At 66.0% G+C, this 23255-nt stretch carries 18 protein-coding genes; 10 read left to right on the top strand and 8 right to left on the bottom strand.

Features of this window, described 5'->3' with window-relative positions; genetic code table 11:
• Positions 1-5 precede the first annotated feature (5 nt).
• The gene (locus FJ418_RS19895; protein ID WP_140657338.1) at positions 6-515 is read right to left on the bottom strand and encodes a flavin reductase; all 510 of its coding nucleotides are present in this window, start codon (positions 513-515) and stop codon (positions 6-8) included.
• Between the two features lie 22 nt (positions 516-537).
• Positions 538-2082 (bottom strand): 4-hydroxyphenylacetate 3-hydroxylase N-terminal domain-containing protein, encoded by a 1545-nt coding sequence (locus FJ418_RS19900; protein ID WP_140868493.1) that lies wholly within the window; start codon positions 2080-2082, stop codon positions 538-540.
• A 95-nt stretch (positions 2083-2177) separates the two neighbouring features.
• Between FJ418_RS19900 and FJ418_RS19905 the strand changes: the two genes are divergently transcribed.
• Complete coding sequence (locus FJ418_RS19905) at positions 2178-3050, top strand: helix-turn-helix domain-containing protein (protein ID WP_140868496.1); 873 nt, start codon at positions 2178-2180, stop codon at positions 3048-3050.
• Positions 3051-3108: 58 nt separating this feature from the next.
• Here FJ418_RS19905 and FJ418_RS19910 read toward each other — a convergent pair whose 3' ends face one another.
• Genes FJ418_RS19910 through FJ418_RS19925 form a run of 4 tightly spaced genes read right to left on the bottom strand, consistent with a single transcriptional unit; the run spans position 3109 to position 7204 of the window.
• Positions 3109-4464 carry an aminotransferase class III-fold pyridoxal phosphate-dependent enzyme gene (locus FJ418_RS19910; RefSeq protein WP_140868499.1) on the bottom strand — a complete coding sequence of 452 codons (1356 nt, stop codon included), beginning with the start codon at positions 4462-4464 and terminating at the stop codon, positions 3109-3111.
• Between the two features lie 23 nt (positions 4465-4487).
• Positions 4488-5153, bottom strand: a complete 666-nt coding sequence (locus FJ418_RS19915; protein ID WP_140868502.1) for an HAD-IA family hydrolase — start codon at positions 5151-5153, stop codon at positions 4488-4490.
• Positions 5150-6409 (bottom strand): Tm-1-like ATP-binding domain-containing protein, encoded by a 1260-nt coding sequence (locus FJ418_RS19920; protein ID WP_140868505.1) that lies wholly within the window; start codon positions 6407-6409, stop codon positions 5150-5152. The genes FJ418_RS19915 and FJ418_RS19920 overlap by 4 nt, the downstream gene beginning before the upstream one ends.
• A 30-nt stretch (positions 6410-6439) precedes the next feature.
• On the bottom strand, positions 6440-7204 hold the full coding sequence (locus FJ418_RS19925) for an IclR family transcriptional regulator (protein ID WP_140868508.1): 765 nt from the start codon (positions 7202-7204) through the stop codon (positions 6440-6442).
• Positions 7205-7370: 166 nt separating this feature from the next.
• Between FJ418_RS19925 and FJ418_RS19930 the strand changes: the two genes are divergently transcribed.
• The 4 genes from FJ418_RS19930 (at position 7371) to FJ418_RS19945 (ending at position 12670) form a co-directional block, all read left to right on the top strand.
• Positions 7371-8828 carry an APC family permease gene (locus FJ418_RS19930; RefSeq protein ID WP_181167003.1) on the top strand — a complete coding sequence of 486 codons (1458 nt, stop codon included), beginning with the start codon at positions 7371-7373 and terminating at the stop codon, positions 8826-8828.
• A gap of 69 nt (positions 8829-8897) precedes the next feature.
• Positions 8898-10085: a cytochrome P450 gene (locus FJ418_RS19935; RefSeq protein ID WP_140868513.1), complete on the top strand. Its 1188-nt coding sequence runs from the start codon at positions 8898-8900 to the stop codon at positions 10083-10085.
• A 2-nt stretch (positions 10086-10087) separates the two neighbouring features.
• Positions 10088-11575 carry an aldehyde dehydrogenase gene (locus FJ418_RS19940; protein ID WP_140868516.1) on the top strand — a complete coding sequence of 496 codons (1488 nt, stop codon included), beginning with the start codon at positions 10088-10090 and terminating at the stop codon, positions 11573-11575.
• 135 nt (positions 11576-11710) lie between these two features.
• The gene (locus tag FJ418_RS19945; protein WP_140868519.1) at positions 11711-12670 is read left to right on the top strand and encodes a dihydrodipicolinate synthase family protein; all 960 of its coding nucleotides are present in this window, start codon (positions 11711-11713) and stop codon (positions 12668-12670) included.
• A gap of 75 nt (positions 12671-12745) precedes the next feature.
• Here FJ418_RS19945 and FJ418_RS19950 read toward each other — a convergent pair whose 3' ends face one another.
• Together FJ418_RS19950 and FJ418_RS19955 are read right to left on the bottom strand one after the other, a co-directional pair.
• Positions 12746-16150: an acyl-[ACP]--phospholipid O-acyltransferase gene (locus FJ418_RS19950; RefSeq protein ID WP_140868522.1), complete on the bottom strand. Its 3405-nt coding sequence runs from the start codon at positions 16148-16150 to the stop codon at positions 12746-12748.
• Positions 16151-16574: 424 nt separating this feature from the next.
• Entirely contained in the window at positions 16575-17321 is a 747-nt protein-coding gene (locus tag FJ418_RS19955) for an IclR family transcriptional regulator (RefSeq protein WP_140868525.1), read from the bottom strand.
• 156 nt (positions 17322-17477) lie between these two features.
• On the opposite strand from FJ418_RS19955, the gene FJ418_RS19960 reads away from it, so the two are divergent.
• The 5 genes from FJ418_RS19960 to FJ418_RS19980 all read left to right on the top strand — a co-directional run bounded on the left by FJ418_RS19960 (position 17478) and on the right by FJ418_RS19980 (position 23246).
• Positions 17478-18872, top strand: a complete 1395-nt coding sequence (locus FJ418_RS19960) for a transaminase (protein WP_246683122.1) — start codon at positions 17478-17480, stop codon at positions 18870-18872.
• A 3-nt stretch (positions 18873-18875) separates the two neighbouring features.
• On the top strand, positions 18876-19673 hold the full coding sequence (locus FJ418_RS19965) for an SDR family oxidoreductase (protein WP_140868527.1): 798 nt from the start codon (positions 18876-18878) through the stop codon (positions 19671-19673).
• Entirely contained in the window at positions 19670-20443 is a 774-nt protein-coding gene (locus FJ418_RS19970) for an SDR family oxidoreductase (RefSeq protein WP_140835009.1), read from the top strand. Before FJ418_RS19965 ends, FJ418_RS19970 begins: the two co-directional genes overlap by 4 nt.
• Before the next feature lie 63 nt (positions 20444-20506).
• On the top strand, positions 20507-22171 hold the full coding sequence (locus tag FJ418_RS19975; protein WP_140868530.1) for an amidohydrolase: 1665 nt from the start codon (positions 20507-20509) through the stop codon (positions 22169-22171).
• A complete protein-coding gene (locus FJ418_RS19980) occupies positions 22158-23246 on the top strand; it encodes a GTP-binding protein (protein WP_140868532.1) in 1089 nt (362 codons plus the stop codon). The genes FJ418_RS19975 and FJ418_RS19980 overlap by 14 nt, the downstream gene beginning before the upstream one ends.
• Positions 23247-23255: the final 9 nt, after the last annotated feature.

Below are 23255 nucleotides of genomic sequence, written 5' to 3' on the forward strand. Positions count from 1 at the left end.
GAAGCCTACCCTCCAAAACTCCCCAGCGCGCTCGGCTGCATGAAGTTGCGCCCGACATAGAGCAGCGCCGCCTCGTCGCTGCCGTGGCGGATGTCGACGACGCGGCCGAACATCACATTGTGCGTGCCGACCTTGTTCACCGCGCCGATCTCGCAATCGAAGCTGACGATGGCGTCGAGCAGCGCCGGCATGCCGGATGGCATCGTCTGCCAGCGCGCGGCTTGATAGCGCTCGGCCATGTCGCGGATCGCGCCGGCGAATTTTGCCGCCAGATGCATGTGCGATTGGGTCAGCACGTTGACGCAGAAGCGTTGGTTGGCGAGAAACATGCCGGTCTGCGCCGAACGCTCGTTCATGCAGACCAGCAGCGTCGGCGGATCGTCGGAGACGCTGCACATGGCGGTCGCGGTGAAGCCGCCGCGCCCGGCCGGACCGTCCGTGGTGACGATGTTGACCGGCGCGCAGACCCGCGCCATGGCCTCGCGGAATTCCAGCCTCGCGACTTGTGTTGTCATGGCCGCTTCCATCCGGCCCCCGTCAGTTGGGCTGGGCGGCAATCGGCGGCAGCCAGGTGTCGCCGGTCCAGCCCTTTTCGTCATAGTCGGCCATGCATTGGTCGACCAGTTCCTCCATCTGCTTCAGCCGGCCGCCGCGCTCGGCGCCCTTCAGCACCTGCAGCCGCACCTCTTCCGGTGCACCGGCATAGTTGAGCTCGTAGAGCGCGTGGCGGCCGCCGAATTCGGTGCCGGTCGCGTCCCACAACAGCTTCATGATCTTGATCCGCTCGACATGGCCTATGTCGTTGGAGCCGCGCACATATTGCGCGAGATAGCGGTCGATCTCGGGATTGTCGAAGTCGCGTGCGGAGGACGGCAGATAGATCAGCCCCGAGGCGATCACCCGGCGCACCGTGTCGATGACGCGCGGATAGGCTTCCGACATGAAGGTGCGGTAGGCGAGCGCGGCCTCGAGATTGGGCAGAACCGCGCCGTTCGCCCACGGTATCGGATTGTGCGCCATCGCATTGGAAAAGCTCCAGAACATGTGGCGCAGCGCAATCACCTCGCCGAGCGCCGCCTGGTTGCCGCGAAAGGCATCGCCGCCTGTCGCGCGCAGCGCCTTGGCGAGCAATCCGGCGAGGAAGTCGAGCTTGACGGCGAAGCGCGTGCAGCCCTGGAAGCAATAGCCATGCATGAAGCCCGACGCCGGATGGAAGGACAGGATCTTCTGCGCATCGCGCAGCACCAGCACGTCCTCCCAGGGGATAAACACGTTGTCGAGCACCAGGATCGCGTCGTTCTCGTCGAAGCGCGACGACAGCGGATAGTCGAAGGGATGGCCGACTGTGTTGGCCGTCTGCTCATAGGAGACGCGGCAGAACATCTTAATGCCAGGCGCATTCATCGGCACGATGAACATCACCGACAGCGATGGATCTTCCGTCACTGTCGCCGAGCTCTGCGCCAGGAAATTGTAGTGGGTGAGCGCCGACGACGTCGCCACCACCTTGGCGCCGGACACCCAAATGCCGGCGTCGTTCTCCTTGGTGATGTGCACGAACACGTCCTTCACCTGCTCGGACGGCTTGTGGCGATCGATCGGCGGGTTGACGATGGCGTGGTTCATGAACAGGACCGCCTCCTGGGCCCGCTTGTGCCAGGCGCGCGCATTGTCCTTGAACGGGCCGTACCATTCGGCATTGGCGCCGAGCGTGTTCATCAGCGCCGCCTTGTAGTCGGCGGTGCGACCCATCCAGCCATAGGTCATGCGCGCCCAATGCGCGATCGCGCTTTGCTGCGCGGCAAGATCGGCAGGGGAATGGGCGACGCGGAAATATTTGTGGGTGTAGCCGCCCGAGCCGGTATCGGTCGGCGAGGTCAGCACAGGCTGCTGGTTCGGATCGTGCAGCGCGTCGTAGAGGCGGGCCAGCGAACGCACCGAATTGCGCATTGCCGGATGGCTGGTGACATCGGCCACCCGTTCGCCATTGATGTAGACCTCGCGCCCGTCGCGCAGGCTCGCCAGATATTCGGCGCCCGTGAACGGCCGCGAATTGTCGGCCCGGAATTCTTCCGATCGCATCATGATCCTCCCTTGGATTGTTGGAGAGTAGCCGCAAGCCGCTGGATGGTTTATGGACGAAAGCGTAAAACCGATTGGACTTTTTCGGGCGTCTCATGAGCCAGACCGCCATCCCGGAATTCTTCGTCTACGGCGAGCCGGCGCGGGCGCTCGACGTCGGCTTCCTGCATGTCGAGACCGTGCAAGCCCGCGCTTCCGTGCACCGCGGCCGGGTTCTGGCGCACAAACATCCGCAAATGGCGCAGATCACCTTCTGGACGAGCGGGCAGGGCGTCTATCGGATCGAGGACAAGACCTGGAGTTTTTCGGCACCGACGGTGAGCTTCATGCCGAGCGGCGTCGTGCATGGGTTCGACATCGAGCCGGGCACCGACGCCATCGTCGTCTCGGTCGCGGACGCTGCGCTCGCGGCCATCGCCGAGCAATCGGCCCTCCAGCTTGATCAGCCCGTCTTCGCGACCGGGCGAGGTGACGCGGCGCTGTGGGAGCGGCTTAACGACACCATCAAAATGATCCAGGCCGAATATGTCGAGGCTCAAGCCGGTGCGGAAAAGATCCTGCCGCAGCTGATCGCTGTGGCATTGTCGCACATCGCCCGTCTCGACGCCCAGTCGCATGCGGTGACCGTGCCGGCCGTGGTGGCGCTCGGCGGCCGGCTCAGGCGGCTGATCGACCGGCATTTTCGCGATGACTGGCCGGTCGAGCGCTATGTCGGGGAACTCGGCACCACGCGCCATCTGCTCGACGAGGCGGCGCATCAGGTGCTGGGCTCGGGCGTGCGTCAGGCGATCGGCGAAAGACGCCTGGTCGAGGCCAAGCGCCTGCTGCTCTTCACCATCCGCACGGTCGAGGACATCGCCTACGAAACCGGCTTCAACGATCCCGCCTATTTCTCGCGCTTCTTTCGGCAGGCGGTTGGCGTGTCGCCGGCGGCGTGGCGGAAAGAGCGAATAGTGAGTAGCAAATAGCGAATAGCGAGTAGGTTCGGTCGCTACTCACTACTCACTACTCACTACTCACTATTCCCTAGCCCGCGGCAGCGGCCAACCCCGCATCCAGCCCCTCGGCAATCTTCGCCACATCGGCGGCGGTTATGATCAGCGGCGGCGACAGGATGATGTTGTTGCCGGAGACGCGCAGCATGACGCCCGCGCCATAAGCTCCGTCCGCGACGGCGGCCATCGTCTTCTTGTCGACCGGCTTCTTGGCGGCGCGGTCCGAGACCAGCTCGAGGGCCGCCATCAGGCCTTGGTAACGAACATCGCCGACCAGTTGGTGCTTGGCCTTCAGTGCCTCCAGCGCCTTGCCGAGCTCGACGCCGCGCGCCGCGGCATTCTCGTTGACGGCCAGCCGCTTCGTCTCGGCCAGAGCCGCCAGGCCGGCCGCGCAGCCGACCGGGTGGCCGGAATAGGTATAGCCGTGGCCGATCGCGCCGAAGCTCGTCTTGTCGGCCTCGAAGACGTCGGCGACCTTGGCGCCGATCAATGTCGCGCCGAGCGGGAAATAGCCTGATGTGATCGCCTTGGCGATGGTCATGAAATCCGGCTTCGTGCTGGAGAGCCGCGAGCCTGACCAGGCGCCGGTGCGGCCGAAGCCGGTCACCACCTCGTCGGCGATCAACAGGATGTCGTGGCGGTCGCAGATCGCCCGCACCATCGGCATGAAGCTCTCATGCGGGACGATGACGCCGCCGGCGCCGAGCACTGGTTCCATGATAAAGGCGGCGATCGTATCGGCGCCCTGGAAGGCGATCTCTTCCTCGATCGCCCGCGCGCAGAGTTTCGCAAGCTTCGCCGGGTCGGTCTCGTCGAACGGGTTGCGGTAGGTCATCGGCGCCGGCGTGTGGAAGACGCCGGGCAGCAGCGGTTCGTAGTTGCGCCGGAAATTGGCATTGCCGTTGACCGAGGCGCCGCCGAAATGCGTGCCGTGATAGCCCTTCTTCAGCGCCAGGAATTTCGTGCGGTCGCCCTGGCCGCGGATCTTCCAATATTGCCGCGCGAGCCGGAGCGCCGTCTCGATCGAGTCCGAGCCGCCCGAGGTGAAGAAGGCGCGCGCCATGCCTTCCGGCGCGAACCACTGGGTCAGCTCGTAAGCGAGCTCGATCGATGGCCCGGTCGAGGTGCCGCGAAAGCCTGAGTAATAGGGGAGCGCGTCGAGCTGTCCCGTCATCGCCTTCTTGATCGGATCGCAGCTGTAGCCGAGGTTGACGTTCCAGAGGCCGCCGACGGCGTCGAGCACCGTGCGGCCCTCGGCGTCGGTCACCGAAACGCCTTCGCCCTTCATGATGATCTTCGGCGGGCTCGCCCGCATTTCGGCCGGATGCGCCATCGGATGCCAGATCGGCTTGGCGTTGTTTTCGGTGAGGAAGTTGATGTCACGCATCGGGAGGAACTCCGGTTTTGCAATCAGGAGAGCGTCAGGCCGAAATGGCTGAGCGCCTCGGCATAGCTTTGCGCCGGTCGGGCGACGTCGAAATGAACGGTCGGCATGCCGGCGGCAATCGCACCGTCGACATTGCGCTTCTGGTCGTCGACGAAGACGCAGGCCGCAAGCGGCAGCCGCAGCGCCTCGCCGACCATCGCATAGGCGCGGGCATCGGGCTTGAGGATTTTCGTATAAGTCGCATCGACGATCGTCTCGAAAAGCGAAAGCAGCGGCAGGCGTTGGCGAAAATCAGCGCCATAGAACAGGTCGAGCTCGTTCGACAGGATGGCGAGGCGGACACCGGCGGCATGCGCCGTGCGGATGGCTTGGTCGGCCTCCGGTCGCAGCACTTTTTCCGGCTCCGCTCCGCGCGCCCGCTGCACGAAGGTCTGCATGTCCTGCCAGTCTTCTCCGACCAATTGGCCGACTTCGCGCGTACGCGTTTTCCAGTAGTCGCGTTCGCTGATCTCGTCGGCCTGCATCGAGCGCCACAGCGCATCGGAAACCGGGTCGACTGGTCCGCGCCAACCGAGCGTGCCGGGCTTGAGCCCAAGCGCCTGCTCGGTCAGCGCATGCGTCTCGAACAAAGTGCGGGTGACCACGCCGCCGAAGTCCAACACCAGCGCCCGCGGCTTCACGGGACTCATGCCATGCGCCTGCCGGTCACGCCGGGCGGAACGATGCCTTCCGCCACCCAGCGGTCGAAGATTTCCAGCGCCTTGGCGCTGAAGGCGGCGTCGTTGATATGCCCGACGATCTCATGCAGCTCGGCATTGTCCGGCACGCGCGCCCTCATCTCTTCGACAAAGGCCGACAGCGCTTCCGGCTCGTAGAGCGGCCCGCCTTGCTGGTCCCATTGCTGGATGCCGCCGGCGGGCAGGATGAAGGCGGTCGGACCGGTCGCCGCGGCGAGCTTGTCGCCGATGGCGCGCGCGATCTCCCGGCGTGTCGCGCCGTCGGAGGTGACCGAGGCAAGCAGGCGGTTATGCGCGTGGTACGGCCGTTCCGTGAAGCGCGACGGCACCGCCTGCCAGGTCGGGAAATCCACCATGTCGATGGCGCCGGGCGCGACGATCTGCGGGATGCCTTGCCGCCCGGCATTCTCCAACCGGTCGGTTCCCGAATTCACCACCGAGCCGGTAAGCTGGTTGGCAAGCTCCTGCAGGCTGAAATCGAGCACCGCGACGAAGCCCTTCTGCGCGGCGATCGCCTCCAGCGCCCGCCCGCCCATGCCGGTGGTGTGGAAGACGATGACCTCATAGCCGCGCTTTTCCAGCTCAGGCTTCAGCGTGACCATATATTGCAGGCAGCTTTTGCCCAGCGAGCTCATGCCGACCTTCGGCCGCGACATATCGGGTTTGACGACAGCCCGCGCGGCGCCGACGACGGCGCCGCTGGCCTGCGACAGCACCGCCTTGCAGGCGCTGTTGAGCCCGTAGAGGCCGCCGGCCCACAGGATCATCATCAGGTCGGTGGCGATGCGCTCCGGCGGCACGAGATGCGAATAGGCGATCGTGGAGACGACGAATTTCGGCACGCCGAGCGGCAGCGCCAGCGCGACGTCGAGCGCAAGGTCCGTGCCCATCGAGCCGCCCAGTGCGATGAAGCCGTCTATCTCGCCCCTGTCGTGCAGCGAGCGCGCAAGCCGCGAGGCGCCAAGCGCCATCAGCGTCATCGCGGTATTCTCGTCGCCGGTGGCGATGATTGCCTCGATGGTGGTGTCCGCCGCGCGCGCCACCGCATGCTTGTCATGCTCCGGCTTGTAGGGCGGGTCGCCAAGCACGCTGACGTCCATCATCACGGCAACGCCGCCGACGGCCTCGATGCGCTCGCGCATGAACAGAAGCTCGTCGGCCTTGGTGTCGCCGGTACCGATAACCAGGATTCGGCGTTTCTCCTCCACATCAGTCTCCCTGCAGTCTCTCGTTGGTTGTCAGGCCCGCTTCTGGCCGGCCAGCCGGCCGAACAGCCGCTCGCCGATCTCGCGACCCGCGGCGGTCACGCTGACGCCAAGCCGCTCGATGTCGGCCTTTTGGGTGCGCACTCTCGGCGCCGCCACCGCGATGGCGCCGATGGCGTAGCCGTCGGTGCCGAGAACCGGGGCGGCGACGCTCATCACGCCCTCCTCGAAACCCTGCGCGCCGATGGAATGGCCGCGCGCGCGGGCGGCGGCGACTTGTTCGGCCAAAGTGTTTGCATCGCCGATGGTGAAGGGCGTGAAAGCCGGCATCGGTCCGGCAAGGATGGCCTCGCGGATGTGCTCCTCAGTGAAAGCCAGGAATGCGATGCCGGACGCCGTCGCATGCATCGGCAGCACGTCGCCGAGTTGCACGCTGACACGATTGGCCTTAGCCGATTCGATGACCTGGACGGTGATCAGGCCGCGCTTCGAATATTCCGAGAGATGCGCCGTCTCGCCGGTCTCGGCGGCCAGCATCTCGACCACCGGCACGGCCATGCGCAGGAACGGAAACTGCGCCTCGCGCATCAGCGCCAGCCGCGTCAGGCCGGCTCCGAGCCGGTAGAGGCGCGTCGCCTGGTCCTGCTCGACCAGCCCTTGCGCAATGAGCGAAACCAGCAGCCGGCGCGTCGTCGCCTTGTCGAAGCCGGCGCCCTTGGCAAGGTCGGCAAGCGCCGCCTCGGGCGCGCCGCCGCCCAGCACCTCCAGCAGCGAAATGGCTTTGGCCACCGTGCTCATCGCGTGTCCGATCCTCCGTCAGATACTTAACGTGCGAATTAACTTGACAGCAAGTCGATTCCTTTGCAAGTCTAATATCGAAATGCCGTTGCAAATAATGAAATGCGCATTGGCCCTCTCAGAAGGCCCTCGGCATCTCAGGGACACTTGGTTTCCGCAATGCGGAATGGAGGGAAAAATGACCACACTTGAAGCCGGAGAAGTGAACCGGCTGAGGAAGAACAGCCTTGGCGTCGGCGCCATCACCTTCATGGTGATTTCGGCCGCCGCACCGCTGACGGCCGTTGCCGGCGGCACGCCGCTCGGCATGCTGATGGGCAACGGCGCCGGCTTTGCCGGCACCTATCTGATCGTGACGCTGTTGCTGCTCCTGTTCGCGGTTGGCTATGTCGCCATGTCGCGCCACATCGGCAATGCCGGCGCCTTCTACGCCTACGCCGCGCGTGGACTGGGCGGCCTGGCCGGCGGCGCCGTCGCGATGATCGCGATCCTCTCCTACAACGCCATGCAGATCGGCGTCATGGGCCTGCTGGGCGCGGCCACCGCCGGGCTGTTCGCCGGCTGGGGCATCAATCTGCCGTGGTGGGTGTGGAGCTTCATTGCCATCGCCATCGTCGCCGTGCTCGGCTACCGGCAGGTCGACCTGTCGGCCAAGATCCTGACGGTGCTGGTGCTTGCCGAATACGTCGTCGTGCTGATCCTCGACCTCACCATCCTCAAGACCGGCGGTGACAGCGGCCTGTCGGCGGCGCCCTTCAGCTGGAGCCAGATCGCCAGCGGCGCGCCGGCCATCGCCATCCTGTTCTGCTTCGCCGCCTTCATCGGCTTCGAGGCGACCACGATCTATGCCGAGGAGGCGCGCGACCCGAAGGTGACCATTCCGCGAGCCACCTTTTTCTCCGTCATCCTGATCGGCCTGTTCTATATGATCACCGCCTGGCTGATGGCGGTCGGCGCCGGCGTCGACAAGCTGTTGCCGTCGCTGCAGGCTTTGCAGGATCCGACCACCTTCCTGTTCGGCCTCTCCGACCGCTACGCCGGAACGCTGCTCACCCACGCCATGAGCATCCTCTTCGTGTCCAGCCTGTTCGCCGGTGTGCTGGCCTTCCACAACGCGGTCGCCCGCTACATCTACGTCGCCGGCCGCGAAAAGCTCCTGCCGCAGTCGATCGGCGTGACGCATTCGGCGCATCAGAGCCCGCATGTCGCCTCGGTGATCCAGACCGTGCTCGCGGCCGTCGTTATCGGGCTGTTCGCGGTGCTCGGCCTCGACCCGGTGCTGGCGCTGTTCTCGTGGCTCACCAACGTCGCCACGCTCGGCGTCATCGTCATGATGGCGGTGGCCTCGCTCGCCGTGGTGATGTACTTCCGCGCCAACCCGTCCAACCAGGAGAACGGGCTGAAGACCACGTTCCTGCCGGCGCTGACCTTCATCGCCTTTGCCATCATCATCTACCTGATCGTCGTCAATTTCGGCAGCCTGTCGGGCGCCGGCGGCTTCCTCGGCGTGTTCCTGCCGGCGCTGGTGCTGATCGCGGCCGTGGTCGGACTGTTCTTGGCAGGTGCCTTGAAGAACCGTGATCCGGCTGCCTTCGAACGGCTCGGCCAGCCGCTCGGCGATTGATGGGCAGGTGATTGATGGACGAGGGGCGGCGTCCGCGCCGCCCCACCTTAACGGAGCGGGAGCAGCGACATGAGCTTTACCGATGGTATCACGGTCGAGGCGCTGGAAGCCGACCCCTATCCGATCTACGCCGAGCTCAGGCGCAACGCGCCGGTCGCTTTCGTGCCGGCGGTCAATCTCTGGTTCGTCACCCGCTGGAAGGACGTCGAGACCGTCGCCAAGTCGCCCGACATCTTCTCGGCGGCTGTCGGCACCTCGCCGGTCGAGCGCTCTTTCGGCAAGCCGACCATCCTGACCACCGACGGTGAGACGCATAAGCAACTGCGCCAGGGCGTCGATCCGAAATACCGGCCCCGCACCGTCGCCTCCTATGCCGGCAATCTCGTGCGCGCAATCGCCGAACCCTATCTCGACAGAATTGCCGCGCACGGCTCCGCCGAGCTGATGGCCGACTATTTCGAGCCGGTGTCGACGCTGAGCCTGGCGCGCTCGCTCGGGCTTGCCGACGTCGACATGCCGACCTTGCGGCGCTGGTTCTATGGCCTTGCCCAGGGCGCCATCAATTTCGAGAACGATCCGAAGCGGCAGGAAGCCGCCGACGCGATCAGCGCCGAGGTCGGCGCCGCCGTCCGGCCGACGTTGGAACGCCTGGCCGGCGAGCCGGACGACTCGGCGCTTTCGCATATGCTGCATGACGGCATGCCTGACGGCTCGACCCGCTCGATCGATTTCCTGATGCCGACCATCAAGGTCATCTTGCTCGGAGGCATGCAGGAGCCTGGCCACGGTGCCGGCTCCATTCTGGTCGGTCTGCTGACGAACCCTGAGCAGCTGCGGCAGGTGCTCGACGATCTTGAAACCTTCGTGCCCAGAGCAGTGGACGAGGGCCTGCGCTGGGTGGCGCCGATCGGCACGCAGACGCGAGAAACGACCCGTGCCGTGGAGATCGGCGGGGCGACGATACCCGCCGGAGCTCCCGTTGCGGCGCTCGTCTCCTCGGCCAGCCGCGACGAAAGTCGCTTCACCGATCCCGACAGCTTCGATATCCATCGCAACGAGGGCAACCACGCCGCCTTCGGCTTCGGCCATCATTTCTGCTCGGGCCGCTTCTTCGCGCGCGAGCAGATGTGCCTGGCGCTAAGGTTGCTGCTGGAGCGTTTTCCGGATCTCAGGCTGGTGCCGGGCAAGGAGCCGGTGTTCCGCGGCTGGGAGTTCCGCGCGCCGGCGGCACTTCATGTAGAATTTGGAGCAAATTGAGAATGATCAGCCAGGACACCATCGACACGCTGCGCAAGACGGAGGTCGGCGCGCGGCGTCTGTTCATCGATGGAACTCCGGTAGACGCGCAAAGCGGCGGCAGTCTGCAGGTGATTTCGCCGATCGACGGCCGCCCCTTTGCCAGCATTGCCGACGGTGGCGCCGCCGATATCGACCGCGCCGTCGCTTCGGCGCGCAAGGCGTTCGCCAAGGGCTCCTGGTCACGCGCGGCGCCGTCTTTTCGCAAGAAGGTGCTGACGAAATTCGCCGAATTGGTCGAAAAGCACGCGCTGGAGCTTGCCGTGCTCGGCGTGCGCGACAATGGCACCGAGATCGGCATGGCCTACAAGGCCGAGCCGCTGTCGGCCGCCGGGACCATCCGCTACTATGCCGAAGCGATCGACAAGGTCTATGGCGAGATCGCGCCGACCGCTGACAATGTCCTTGGATTGATCCACAAGGAGCCGCTCGGCGTCGTCGGCGTCATCGTGCCGTGGAACTTCCCGCTGATGATCGGCGCCTGGAAGATCGCGCCGGCACTCGCCGCCGGCAACGCCATCGTCGTCAAGCCGCCGGAGATCGCCTCGCTGACCTTGCTGCGCCTGGCGGAGCTTGCCGCCGAGGCCGGCTTGCCCGAGGGCGTCTTCAATGTCGTCACTGGCCGCGGCTCGGTCGCGGGCGAGGCGCTCGGCCTGCATATGGATGTCGACGCCATCGCCTTCACCGGCTCCGGGCCTGTCGGCCGCCGCCTGCTCGAATATTCCGCGCGCTCGAACCTCAAGCGCGTCTTCCTCGAGCTTGGCGGCAAGTCGCCCAACATCGTCTTTGCCGATGCGCCGGACCTGAAACAGGCGGCGGTCGTCTCGGCCAACGGCATCTTCCGCAATTCCGGACAGGTCTGCGTCGCCGGTTCGCGCCTGCTGGTCCAGGCCTCGGTCTACGACCGCTTGATGGACGAGCTTCTCAAGGCCACCACGAAGCTGAAGGTCGGCGATCCGCTCGATCTCGGCTCCGATGTCGGCGCGGTGTCGAGCGCCGAGCAACTGACCAAGAATCTCGGCTTCGTCGCCAAGGCTTCGGAGGAGGGCGCCCGTCTCGTCACCGGCGGCGAACGCATCCTGGCAGAAACCGGCGGCAGCTATATGGCGCCGACGATCTTCGAGAACGTGACCGAGAAAATGCAGCTCGCTCGCGAGGAAGTGTTCGGGCCGGTGCTCGCCGTCACGCGCTTCGAGACCGAGGAAGAGGCGGTGCGCCTCGCCAACGCGACCGTCTATGGTCTTGCGTCGGCCGTATGGACCTCGAACCTGTCGACCGCGCACCGCATGGTGCGCGCCATCAATGCCGGCGTCGTCCATGTCAACACCTATGGTGGCGCCGACATCACCGTGCCGCTCGGCGGGTTCAAGCAGTCCGGCTTCGGTCGCGACAAGTCGCTCCACGCCATCGAGAAATACACCGACCTCAAGACGGCGTGGGTGGCGCTCTGAGCGGAGTGCCCGAGAACAAATGGCCACGATCGTACCCATGCTGAGCGCGTATGAACCTCGACTATCCACTTGGCAAGCGGTGCCGCGCCGGGCCAGACTGGTCATTCCGCATGCCTGCCTCAAGGAGACTTCGAAATGACCGCCAATGTTTTTTCCGGCTGCATGCCGGCGTTGATGACGCCCTGCACCGATGACCGCCTTCCCGACTTCGACGCGCTGGTGCGCAAGGGGCGCGAGCTGATCGCCGCCGGCATGTCGGCGGTCGTCTATTGCGGCTCCATGGGCGACTGGCCGCTCTTGACCGACGCGCAACGCATGGAAGGCGTCGAGCGCCTGGTCAAGGCGGGCGTTCCGGTGATCGTCGGCGCCGGCGCGGTCAACACCGCCAGCGCCGTGGCGCATGCCGCCCACGCGCAAAAGGTCGGCGCGCGGGGCCTGATGGTGATCCCGCGCGTTCTGTCGCGCGGGCCATCGGTGACGGCGCAGCGTCATCACTTCAAGGCGATCCTTGCCGCTGCCCCCGACCTGCCGGCCGTCATCTACAACAGCCCCTATTACGGCTTTGCCACGCGCGCCGATCTCTTCTTCGCGTTGCGCGCCGAGCATTCGAACCTTGTCGGCTTCAAGGAGTTCGGCGGCCCGTCGGATCTGCGCTACGCGGCGGAAAACATCACCAGCCGGGACGATGAGGTTGCGCTGATGATCGGCGTCGACACCGCCGTCTTCCACGGTTTCGTCAATTGCGGCGCGTCCGGCGCCATCACCGGAATCGGCAATGTCCTGCCCAAGGAAGTGCTGCATCTCGTCGGCCTCAGCCAGGCGGCGGCCAAGGGCGATGCCGAAGCGCGTCGGCTGGCGCAGGAACTGGACGCGGCGTTGGCCGTGCTGTCCTCGTTCGACGAGGGCCCGGACCTTGTGCTCTATTTCAAGCACATGATGGTGCTGAAGGGTGGCCCCGAATACAGGCTGCACTTCAACGAGACGGATGCGCTGAGCGACAGCCAGCGCGGCTATGCCGAACAGCAGCTCAAGCTGTTCGACACCTGGTACGCGCAGTGGTCGAGGCAGCCGGTGATGGCGAGATACGCGGCCTGAGCAGACATCTCGGCCGGACCTGCCGGCCGGGACGAACAGGCCCGCGCTTGTCGCCGGCCTGTTCGTCCATTCGGCTCAGGCGGCCTTGACCTTCAGCTCTTCCGCGCCGCGCACCATCCTGGTCACCCCGGCGAAGTCGAGCTTGCCGGAGCCGAGCACCGGCACTTTCTGCACGACGCGCACTTCGGACGGCACCATCAGGTCCATGGCGCCGTTTGCCTTGGCGAAGGCGAGGAAGTCCGCGCGGGTGGCACCCGAAGCTTCCGTGATCAGGATCAGCTTCTCGCCCTTGCGCGCGTCCGGCACCGTGGCGACGGCCGACAGCGAGCCTTTCCACAGATCGCCGGCCAGCGCTTCGATCGCGGCAAGTGAGACCATTTCGCCGGCGATCTTGGCGAAGCGCTTGGCGCGGCCGCGGATCGAGATGAAACCCGCATCGTCGACGGTGACGACGTCGCCGGTGTCGTGCCAGCCGTCGGCCAGCGGTTCGATCACGCCGGGGTTCTCGGCGCGCAGGTAGCCGGCCATGACGTTCGGACCGCGCACGAACAGCCGGCCGCCTTCGTCGACGCCGGGCACCGGCTCGAGGCGGTACTCCATGCCGGGCATGATTTTGCCGACGCTGCCCGACTTGTTGTACATCGGCGTGTTGATGGCGATCACCGGCGCGGTTTCGGTCACGCCGTAGCCTTCCAGGATACGCAGGCCGAACTTCTCCATATAGGTCTGGCGCGTCGCGGCCTTCACCGGCTCGGCGCCGGCGAAGCAGTAGCGCACCGAACGGAAGTCGTAGGGATGCGCTGTACGCGCATAGCCCGACAGGAAGGTGTCGGTGCCGAAGATGATCGTCGCGTTCGAGGCATAGATCAGCTCCGGCACGATGCGGTAGTGCAGCGGCGAGGGGTAGAAATAGACCGGCACGCCGGAGATCAGCGGCAGCACCGTGCCCGCGGTCATGCCGAAGGAGTGGAAGATCGGCAGCACGTTGAACACCTTGTCGCCCGAATGGAAGTCGATGCGCGAGGCGGCCTGGGCGGCATTGGCCAGGATGTTGCGGTGGGTGAGCACCACGCCCTTCGGCGTGCCTTCCGAGCCCGAGGTGAACAGGATCGCCGCCGGATCGTCCGCCTTGCGCGCCACCCGCGGCGTCGCCTTGCGCAACAGGCCGAGCAGCTTGTCCTTGAGACCGATCGTGGCCCGCAGATCGTCGAGCCAGACGATGTCGACCGAGCGGCCGATCTCCTCCACCACCGGCCCGAGCTTTGCCTGTTCGACGAAGGCGCGGGAGGTGAGCACGGTGCGCACCTCGGCCGCCTTGCAGGCCGACAGGATGTTCGCGGCGCCCGCGGTGAAGTTGATCATCGCCGAAACCTTGCCGGCCGACATGACGCCGAGCAGTGCCGCGCAGGCGCCGTTGGCGTTGGGCAGCATGATGCCCAGCGTCTGCTGTCCGGCATAGAGATGCTCGAACTTCTCGCCGAGCACGGCGGCGGCGGTGAGCAGCTTGCCGTAGCTCAGCGAACCGGTGACCGGATCCTGCACGGCGAGCTCTTTCATGCCGCGCTCGTTGGCCGTCTCGATGATCTTCTCCAGAACGGTCTTGTCGATGTCCTGGGTTCGGAAGACCAGGTCCGACATCACCTGATAGAGCGCGGAGCCCGCTGCGGCGCGCCGCTGGCGGCCCTTCAGTTCCTGCGGCACTTCGAGCTTCACCGGCTCCAGGATGGTCACCTTGACCTTCGGGAACAGGCGGCGGCGCACATGCTGCGAGGAGAGCCGCGAGAAGTAGCTCTTCTCCAGCCCGTCGATGCGCACCGGCACCACCATCGAGCCGGTCTTGTCGGCAACCATGGCGGCGCCGTCATAGACCTTCATCAGGCCGCCGGTGACGGTGATGCGGCCTTCCGGAAAGATGACCAGCGGATCGCCACCCTGCACGATCTTGATAAGGGTGCGGGTCGACATCGGCTTGGCCGGATTGAGCGGCAGCGCGCGGGCGAGCTTCATGAACGGCTTCATCCACCAGGCCTGCGCGATCGTGTAGTCGATGGCGAAGACCGGCTCCTCGTCGGTCAGCGTCAGCGCCAGCGGGCCGTCGAGGAAGCTGACATGGTTGAGGGCCAGGATCGGCGCCTTGCCGGCCGCCTTGAGGTTCTCGATGCCCTCGATCTCCAGGCGCAGGAAGGCGCGGAACAGGATCGAGACGAAATCCCGGAACGGGTTGGTCGGCAGGTATTTCAGCATCAGCCAGGCGGCGACGGCGTTGGCCACGACGAGGCCGAACAGGATGCCCGCGATGGAGACACCCGCTGCCTGGATCGCGGCGACGAGTATGCCGCCGACGGTCATGAAGCCGGCATTGACGATGCTGACCGCCGCGACGACGCGGGCGCGGCGTGCCTCGGGCGACCAGGCCTGCACGGCGGCGAAGGTCGGCACCACCAGGAAGGCGGCGGCAATCGCCATGCCGGCGAGGTCGATGGCGACGCGGATGGTGTTGGGGCCGGCGAGGAAGGCCGAAAGGCTTGCGGCCGTTGGCGAAGGCTGCATGCTGCCGATGGTCCAGGCCAGATGCAGGCCGAACAGCGCCAGCAGCGCCGTGCCGACCGGCGCCGGCAGCAGCACCATGCGCCCTTGCGACATCCAGGCGGCGATGGCCGAGCCGATGGCGATCGAGACGGCGAACACGGCGAGATAGGCGGTGACCGCGATCTCGTTGCCGCCAAGCGAATCCTTGATCAGCGCCGGCAGGATCGAAAGCACGATCGCGCCGACCAGCCAGAACCACGAGGTCATCAGGCCGGCGCGCCAGATGCGCGTGTCGGTGCGCAATTCGGCGACCTGCCGCCAGGTCGAGCGCAAGATGTTCTTGTCGATGGCAAGGTTAGGGGCGGCCGAGCCGGTGGACGGGATATAGCGGCTGACGAACCAGCAGCCGACGGCCAGCGCCATCATGATCGGTCCGAACACCCAAACGCCGATGCCCTCGGCGGAGACGACGCCGCCGGCGATGGTGCCGCCGAGGATCGCTGCGAACGTGGCCGACTCGATCCAGGCATTGGCCTTTGGCAGTTCCTTGCGCTCGAGATGATCCGGCAGGATGCCGTATTTGATCGGCCCGAACAGCGCCGAGATGATGCCGAACATCAACAGCGCCGTCATCAGCACCGGGATCGACGACAGCGCGATGCCGGCGACGGCGACGGCGGCCGCGGCGATCTCGGTGAACTTCAGCCGCCGCGCGATCAACGCCTTGTCGAAGCGGTCGGCGATCTCGCCGCCAAGCGCCGACAGCAGCAGGAAGGGCGCCATGAAGACAGCCCCCGCCAGCGTCACCAGCGACGCGGCCTGGTCCTTGGCAAGCGTGAAGAGAATGAGGAACACCAGCGTGTTCTTCAGGAAATTGTCGTTGAAGGCTGAGAGGAATTGCGTCCAGAAGAGAGGCGCGAAGCGCCGCGACATCATCAGATGGGTGTTCATGGCAATTTCCATTGGGCAAGTCCGGCTGGCAATCCGATTGGACTGAGCGGACACTTGCGCGGTTTGAGCCTTGTTTATCGGGAAGCCGTTAAACTTCGTTACTGCGATTCAATCCAATCCATTTGTTTCTTGTTCTTGGCGCCTGGAATCCGTCGTCCATGATAGGCCTCCAGGCCTTCCAGGCACTTGACTGTTTGCGGGCTTGGCTGTCGGTGAGCATCGATATGATCCTTTCGTTTCGGCGTTAAGCCGGATCGGCGCCGGTCTGTTTCAGGCTGGATCGCTTTGAACGTTGTTCACGGATGTACCATAGCACATCGTGAACGGCGTTCAAGAGAAAAATGAACGATGTTCACAAGCGGAACGCGTGGGTCAAAAATGCCTCAAAGCAAAAGTCCGTGGCTTTGAGCGCCGGTGGGGCGCCTCACGCCTTGCCGGTCAGCCGCGCCGAGATCAGCCTGGCTGCCCTGACTGCAGCTTCGCCTTGTCCGGCCGCTGTCGCATCGTCGACGCGCGAGACGGGCGAGGCCACGGCCAGCGTGCCGATCGGCTGGCCGTCGGCGCCGCGGATGGCCGCGCCTATGCTATGCACGCCTTCCTCATAGCCTTGGGCGCTGCGCGAATAGCCACGTAAAGCGGCAAGCGCGATGGCTTTCACCAAGTCGTCCGGCTGCGTCATCGTGAACGAAGTGAAGGCCTGCAGCGGTTTTTCCAGATAAGCGCCGACCGCTTCCAGGCGTGAGGCGGCGAGGAACGCGATGCCCGAGGCCGTGCCGTGCAGCGGCAGCACCTGGCCGACATCGACATTGACGCGGTTGGCCTTGGCCGACAGCTCGACATGCAGCGTAAGCAGCGCGCCGGCGCTGAACTCGGACAGATGCACCGTCTCGCCGGTTTCGAGCGACAACTCGCGGATGACTGGCGCGGCCAGCCGCACGAAGGGAAAATGCGCGTCGCGGATGCGGGCGAGCCGCGACAGGCCGGCGCCCAGCCGGTAGCGGCGGCTGCGCGGCTCCTGCTCGATCAGCCGGTGCGCGGCGAGCGCTATCAGAAGCCGCCTGGCGGTGGCCTTGTCGAGGTCGGCGCGGCGCGCAAGGTCGGAGAGGCCGATCTCCGGTTCGTGCAGCGTGAACAGCTCCAGCAGCGACATCGCCTTGCCCACCGTGCTCATCGCGCGTTCTCCAGATACTTCGCATGTGAATTAACTTGACAGGGGCTCTCCCTGCCTTCAGTGTGTCTATAACATACAAAACACTGGTTCAAATAGTGAACCGACGGGAACGGCTACGCGCCGCGGAATTTGGCGCGCCAGGGAGAGTTCAGCGCCGTGACGGCCGCCAGCAAGACCGCTTTGCAATCAGCAACGATCGAAGACCTGCTCGACCGCGAGCAGGCGCGGTTCCTCGACACGCATCCGCGCTCGGCGGCGGCCTGGGAAGAGGGCAAGACGCATTTCCTCTATGGCGGGCCGTCGCACTGGATGCGCCGCTGGGCCGGCGGCTTCCCGGTCTATGCCGCCTCGGCCCGTGGCGCGCATATCCGCGACATCGACGGGCATGACTATGTCGACTTCGCGCTTGGCGACACCGGCGGCATGTGCGGCCATGCGCCCGAAGCGGTGACGCGCGCGGCAATCCACCAATTGCAGAACGGCACGACGATGATGCTGCCCACCGAGGACAGCCTCTGGGTCGGCGCCGAGCTGACGCGCCGTTTCGGCCTGCCTTACTGGACGCTGACAACCTCGGCCACCGATGCCAATCGCGGCGCCATCCGCATCGCGCGCATGATCACCGGGCGCCCGAAAGTGCTGGTCTTCTCCGGCTGCTATCACGGCGGCGTCGAGGAGGCGCATGTCGAGATCCGCGACGGCAAGATCGGCATGCGCAACATGATCCACCCGAACGGCGTCGATCATTCGGCCGTCTCCAGGGTGGTCGAGTTCAATGACGTCGCGGCGCTCGAAGAAGCGCTGTCGCATGGCGACGTCGCCTGCGTGCTGACCGAGCCGCTGATGACCAATTTCGGCATGATCCCGGTCGCCGAGGGTTTTCACACCGTACTGCGCGAGATCACGCGCCGCACCGGCACGGTGCTGATCATCGACGAGACGCATACCATCTCCAGCGGGCCCGGCGGCTACACCGCGCTGCATGGGCTGGAGCCGGACATGCTGGTGGCCGGCAAGGCGATCGCCGGCGGCATTCCGGCCGGCATCTTCGGCGTCTCGCGGGAGATTGCCGAGCGGCTGTGGAAGATCGTGCCGATGGTCAATCCGCGCGTGCGCCAGTCGGCGCATCTCGGCATCGGCGGCACGCTGGCCGGCAACGCGCTCACCGTCGCCACCATGCGCGCGGTGCTGGAAGAAGTGCTCACGCCGGCCAATTTCGAGCGGATGATCGCCAACGCCACCCGCCTTGCCGAAGCCGCGAGGAAAATCATCGCCGGGAACAAATTGCCCTGGCACGTGACGCAGACCGGCGCCCGCGCCGAGATCATGTTCATGCCGAACCCGCCGCGCAGCGGCGCCGACGTCATCGCCGGCCGGCGCGGTGACCTCGAGACGCTGCTGCATGCCTTCTACATGAACGAAGGCATACTGGTGACGCCCTTCCACACCATGTTCCTGATGTGCCCGGCGACGTTGCCGGCCGATGTCGATCGCCATACGGAGGTCTTCAGCCGCTTCGTCGATCTCGTCCGTAACGCGGGCGTTGTCTGAGCGATGGCGACCCCGTTCGATCTCACGGGCAGGGTGGCGCTGGTGACCGGCGGCGGGCGCGGCATCGGTGCCGCCATCGTCTCGCGCTTTGCCGAGGCCGGCGCCTCGGTGGTCATTGCCAATCGAACGCTCGATGTCGCCGAGGCGCTTGCCGCGGAGCTCTCTGCGCGCGGCCTGTCCGCACGCGCCGTTGCGCTTCCCGGGCTCGACCGCGCCGCGCTTCGCACACTCGTCGGCAACGTCGCGCGCGAGGCCGGCCGGCTCGACGTCGTCGTCCACAATGCCGGCGGCTGCCCCTGGGCCTCGGTCGAGGAGCTCGATGAGGACAAGCTCGAAGAGGCGCTGGCTATCAACCTGAAAGCCTGTTTCTGGCTGGCGCAGGCGGCGGCGCCCGCAATGCGCACCAACCGTTTCGGCCGCATCCTAGTCACCTCGTCGGTTTCGGCGCGCGTCGCCATGGCCGGCGGCGCGCACTATTCGGCCGCCAAGGCCGGCGTCAACGCCTTCATTCGTGGCGCCGCCTTCGAATTCGCGCGCGACGGCATCACCGTCAACGGCGTCGAGCCGGGCTTTATCGCCAAGCCCGGCCGCGGCACGATGAGCAAGCCGAAGGTGGCGAACCGCCTAGGCCAATTCATTCCCATGGGCCGTCTCGGCGAGGCCGACGACATCGCCTACGCGATGCTCTACCTCGCTTCGAGCCAAGCGAAATACACCACGGGCCAGACCATCGTCGTCGACGGCGGCTCGACCTTGCCGGAGACCGGCTACGCCGTGGAGCGGCATTGGGGGCTGGCATGAGCCGCCGCCTCGAAGGCCGCACGGCCCTGGTTACCGGCGCCGCCACCGGCATGGGCCGGGCCACCGCCGAACTGTTCGGGCGAGAGGGCGCCAACGTCGTCGCCTTCGGGCATGGCGGCGAGGTGCTGGAGGAGGCGGCCAAGGCGAGCGGCGGCACCGCCGTGCGCGGCGACATCACCGATGCCAACGATATCGCTCAGGCCATCGATGCCTGCGACGGACGTCTCGACATCGTCGTCAACGCCGCCGGAGTCATGATCCTCGACGAGCCTGAGACGCTGAGCGACGAGACCTGGACCAAGAGCTTTGCCGTCAACGTCACCGGCTCGATGATGGTCTGCCGCGCGGCGCTGCCGCTGCTCAAGGCGCGCGGCGGCGCGATCGTCAACATCGCCTCGGTCGGCGCCTTCAACGCCAGCGGCCAGAACGCCGCCTATTCGGCGAGCAAGGCGGCGCTCGTCTCCTACACCCGCTCGCTCGCGTTCGCGCACGGCGTCGACGGCATCCGCGCCAATGCGGTGGCGCCCGGCTGGGTGCGCACGCCGATGAGCGTCTACGAGATGAAAGTCGCAGCAAGCGCCAACGGCTCGACTCCCGACGAGGAGTTCAAGGCGCTGACCAACCGCATCGCCCTGCGCCGCGTCGCCGAACCGCAAGAGATCGCCTCCTGCTGCCTGTTCCTTGCGTCGGACGAAGCGTCCTTCGTCACCGGCGCGGTGCTGGTCGCGGATGGCGGCGGCCGCGCCCCGACACAGAACAGGGCGGTGTGACGTGAATTGAAACTTGCTCGCTCGCCAGCATGAGGGTGCGGCTAGCGGAGAGGAGGAGAGAGAATGCCCGACAGAAGCGCCGACCTGGTTTTCACCAATGGCCGCATCTACACGCTCGACCGCAAGCGGCCCTGGGCCTCGGCCGTCGCCGTCAAGGGCGGCCGCATCGTCGCGGTCGGCGAGGGCGCTGACGTCGCCGCGCTGATGGGCTCTGCCACCCGCGTCGTCGACCTCAAGGGCGCGATGATGATGCCTGGCATCGTCGACGTGCATGCGCATCTGATGATGGGCGGCCAAGCCGAGCTTTTCGAGATGCGTTTCCCGCCGACCGCAAGCTTCGAGACGCTGATCGCGCGCCTCGGCGAGGCCGCGGCCAAGGCGCCGGAAGGCTCCTGGATCATCGGCGGACAATGGGGCAGCGATCTGTTGCCGAAGCTCAACCGGCTGGAGGCGCTGGCGGCGCTCGACCGGGCGAGCCAGGGCCGGCCGGTGATGCTGCGCGACGACACCTATCACAACCGTTGGGTCAATTCGCAGGCGCTTGGCTTGGCTGGCCTTTCCGCGTCGTCGCCCGATCCGGAGAAGGGCTCCATCGGCCGCGATCCGGCCACCGGCGCGCTGACCGGCATGATGATCGAATCCGCCGCCGGCATCGTCGAGCGCACCATCGCGCAATCCGGCCACTACACCGAGGAGATGGACCGCGCAGCGATGGCGCGCTCGATCGCGACGCTCAACTCCTACGGCGTCACTGCATTCCTCGACGCCGCCGCCATGCAGCCGATCCTCGCGGCGCTGAAAGGCCTCGACGATCGCGGCGAGCTGACCGCCTGGTCGGTGTCGGCCATGCCGGCCGTCGAGCCCTCCTTCATGTTCGGCATTGCCGGCGATGAGCTGATCGCGCTGCGTGAGCAATATCGCGGCGTTCACGCGAAACCGGACTTCGTCAAGATCTTCCTCGATGGTGTGCCGGGCGCGCGCACCGCCGCCTTCCACGAGCCCTACACCAAGGACCCGGTGCTGGGCTGCTGTTTCCGCGGCTCGACCATCGTCACCGTGCCGGAGCTGATCCGCTGGGTCGGCAAATGCGAGAAGCTCGGGCTCGGGGTAAAGATCCACTGCGCCGGCGATGCCGCGGTCAGCCAGGCGTTGGACGCGATCGACGTCGCGCGCTCCTTCAATGGGCCGACCAAGCTGAAGCACCACATCGCGCATGCGAGCTACATCGCGCCGGACGATATCGCCCGCTTCGCCGAGCTTGGCGTCGTCGCCGACCTTTCGCCTTTCCTGTGGTATCCGACGAGCTTCCTCGAAGGCCATAAGCAGACCATGGGCGAGGCGCGGGCACTGCGCTTCTGGCCGAACAAGGACCTGCTCGCCGCCGGTGCGCTGCTGGCCGGCGGCTCTGACTGGCCGGTGATGCCGAACCCCGATCCGTGGGATGGCATCGAAGGCCTGGTGACGCGCCGCAACCCGAGTGGCGAATTTCCGGGCGCGTCGCTTTGGCCGGAGCAGGCGATCGATATCGCTACCGCGCTCGAAATCTTCACCATCAATTCGGCCCGCGCCATCGGTCTCGCCGAGACCGTCGGCTCGATCGAGATCGGCAAATCGGCCGATCTCATCGTGCTCGACCGCAACGTGCTGGAGACGCCGGCCGAGGACCTCGCCGACACAAAAGTGCTGACGACCTGGTTCGAGGGGAGGGTGGTCTATGAGCGCGCCTGATCCCTCAAGCGACGCGAGAATACCGGTGACAATCCTCACCGGCTTCCTCGGCAGCGGCAAGACGACGGTGCTCAACCGCCTGCTGCGCCAGCCCTCGCTTGCCGGCGCCGCCGTCATCGTCAACGAGTTCGGCGCCGTCGGGCTCGACCATCTGTTGATCGAGGCCAGCGAGGAGCAGTTCACGCTGCTCGACAATGGCTGCGTCTGCTGCACCGTGCGCGGCGATCTCGTCGCCACGCTGAAGGAGCTCGACCGCAGGAGCCGGGCCGGCGAAACGCCACCGCTCAGCCAAGTGATCATCGAGACCACCGGTCTTGCCGACCCGGCGCCGATCCTGCACACGCTGATGGCCGAAGCTGAGCTCACGGCTCGCTTTCGCATCGGTGGTGTCGTCACCACCGTCGATGCGGTGAATGGCGCGGCGACGCTTCAGCGTCATTGGGAAGCCGCCAAGCAAGTCGCCGTCGCTGACCGGCTGCTGATCACCAAGACCGATCTCGTCTCGAACGAGGCACTCGGCGGCTTGCAGCACCGGCTGGAGCATCTGGCACCGGCCGTCGAGCAAACCGTTGCCCGCAACGGCGAAATCGAACTCGATCTGCTGAAGAGCCTGCCCGCCGATGCTGCGGCGGATGTGAACCGCATCGCCGCGCGGCTCGAAGCGGCTGATCACCACGACCATGAATGCGGACCTGATTGCCACCATGGTCACGATCATCATCGCGACACACACCACGGCATCCGGTCCTTCAGCTTCATCATCGAAAAGCCAGTCGAGTGGGCCGCTTTCGCCCGCTGGCTGGACTATGTCGCGGCGCTGAAGGGCGAGGATCTGCTGCGCTTCAAGGGCATCGTGCACACCACGGACGAGCCGGAGCAGCCACTGGTGCTCCACGGCGTGCAGCATGTCTTTCATCCGCCGGCGCGGCTCGACCGCTGGCCGTCGGCGGACCGCCGCACCCGGCTGGTGTTCATCGTCCGCGACATCGAGCGCGAGACCATCGCCCGCACGCTGGTGAAATTCGCCGCCATCGACGCCGCCAGCATTGCCGCGCCGGCGCTGGCTGCCGCCTGAAAACAAATA

It is taken from the genome of Mesorhizobium sp. B2-8-3 (genome assembly GCF_006440815.1).
GTDB lineage: Bacteria > Pseudomonadota > Alphaproteobacteria > Rhizobiales > Rhizobiaceae > Mesorhizobium.

What these genes read in the sequence shown, in the direction of transcription:
- FJ418_RS19895 (WP_140657338.1), bottom strand. Translation starts at nt 515, where the DNA reads ATGACAACACAAGTCGCGAGGCTGGAATTCCGCGAGGCCATGGCGCGG.
- FJ418_RS19900 (WP_140868493.1), bottom strand. Translation starts at nt 2,082, where the DNA reads ATGCGATCGGAAGAATTCCGGGCCGACAATTCGCGGCCGTTCACGGGC.
- FJ418_RS19905 (WP_140868496.1), top strand. Translation starts at nt 2,178, where the DNA reads ATGAGCCAGACCGCCATCCCGGAATTCTTCGTCTACGGCGAGCCGGCG.
- FJ418_RS19910 (WP_140868499.1), bottom strand. Translation starts at nt 4,464, where the DNA reads ATGCGTGACATCAACTTCCTCACCGAAAACAACGCCAAGCCGATCTGG.
- FJ418_RS19915 (WP_140868502.1), bottom strand. Translation starts at nt 5,153, where the DNA reads ATGAGTCCCGTGAAGCCGCGGGCGCTGGTGTTGGACTTCGGCGGCGTG.
- FJ418_RS19925 (WP_140868508.1), bottom strand. Translation starts at nt 7,204, where the DNA reads ATGAGCACGGTGGCCAAAGCCATTTCGCTGCTGGAGGTGCTGGGCGGC.
- FJ418_RS19930 (WP_181167003.1), top strand. Translation starts at nt 7,371, where the DNA reads ATGGAGGGAAAAATGACCACACTTGAAGCCGGAGAAGTGAACCGGCTG.
- FJ418_RS19935 (WP_140868513.1), top strand. Translation starts at nt 8,898, where the DNA reads ATGAGCTTTACCGATGGTATCACGGTCGAGGCGCTGGAAGCCGACCCC.
- FJ418_RS19940 (WP_140868516.1), top strand. Translation starts at nt 10,088, where the DNA reads ATGATCAGCCAGGACACCATCGACACGCTGCGCAAGACGGAGGTCGGC.
- FJ418_RS19945 (WP_140868519.1), top strand. Translation starts at nt 11,711, where the DNA reads ATGACCGCCAATGTTTTTTCCGGCTGCATGCCGGCGTTGATGACGCCC.
- FJ418_RS19950 (WP_140868522.1), bottom strand. Translation starts at nt 16,150, where the DNA reads ATGAACACCCATCTGATGATGTCGCGGCGCTTCGCGCCTCTCTTCTGG.
- FJ418_RS19955 (WP_140868525.1), bottom strand. Translation starts at nt 17,321, where the DNA reads ATGAGCACGGTGGGCAAGGCGATGTCGCTGCTGGAGCTGTTCACGCTG.
- FJ418_RS19965 (WP_140868527.1), top strand. Translation starts at nt 18,876, where the DNA reads ATGGCGACCCCGTTCGATCTCACGGGCAGGGTGGCGCTGGTGACCGGC.
- FJ418_RS19970 (WP_140835009.1), top strand. Translation starts at nt 19,670, where the DNA reads ATGAGCCGCCGCCTCGAAGGCCGCACGGCCCTGGTTACCGGCGCCGCC.
- FJ418_RS19975 (WP_140868530.1), top strand. Translation starts at nt 20,507, where the DNA reads ATGCCCGACAGAAGCGCCGACCTGGTTTTCACCAATGGCCGCATCTAC.
- FJ418_RS19980 (WP_140868532.1), top strand. Translation starts at nt 22,158, where the DNA reads ATGAGCGCGCCTGATCCCTCAAGCGACGCGAGAATACCGGTGACAATC.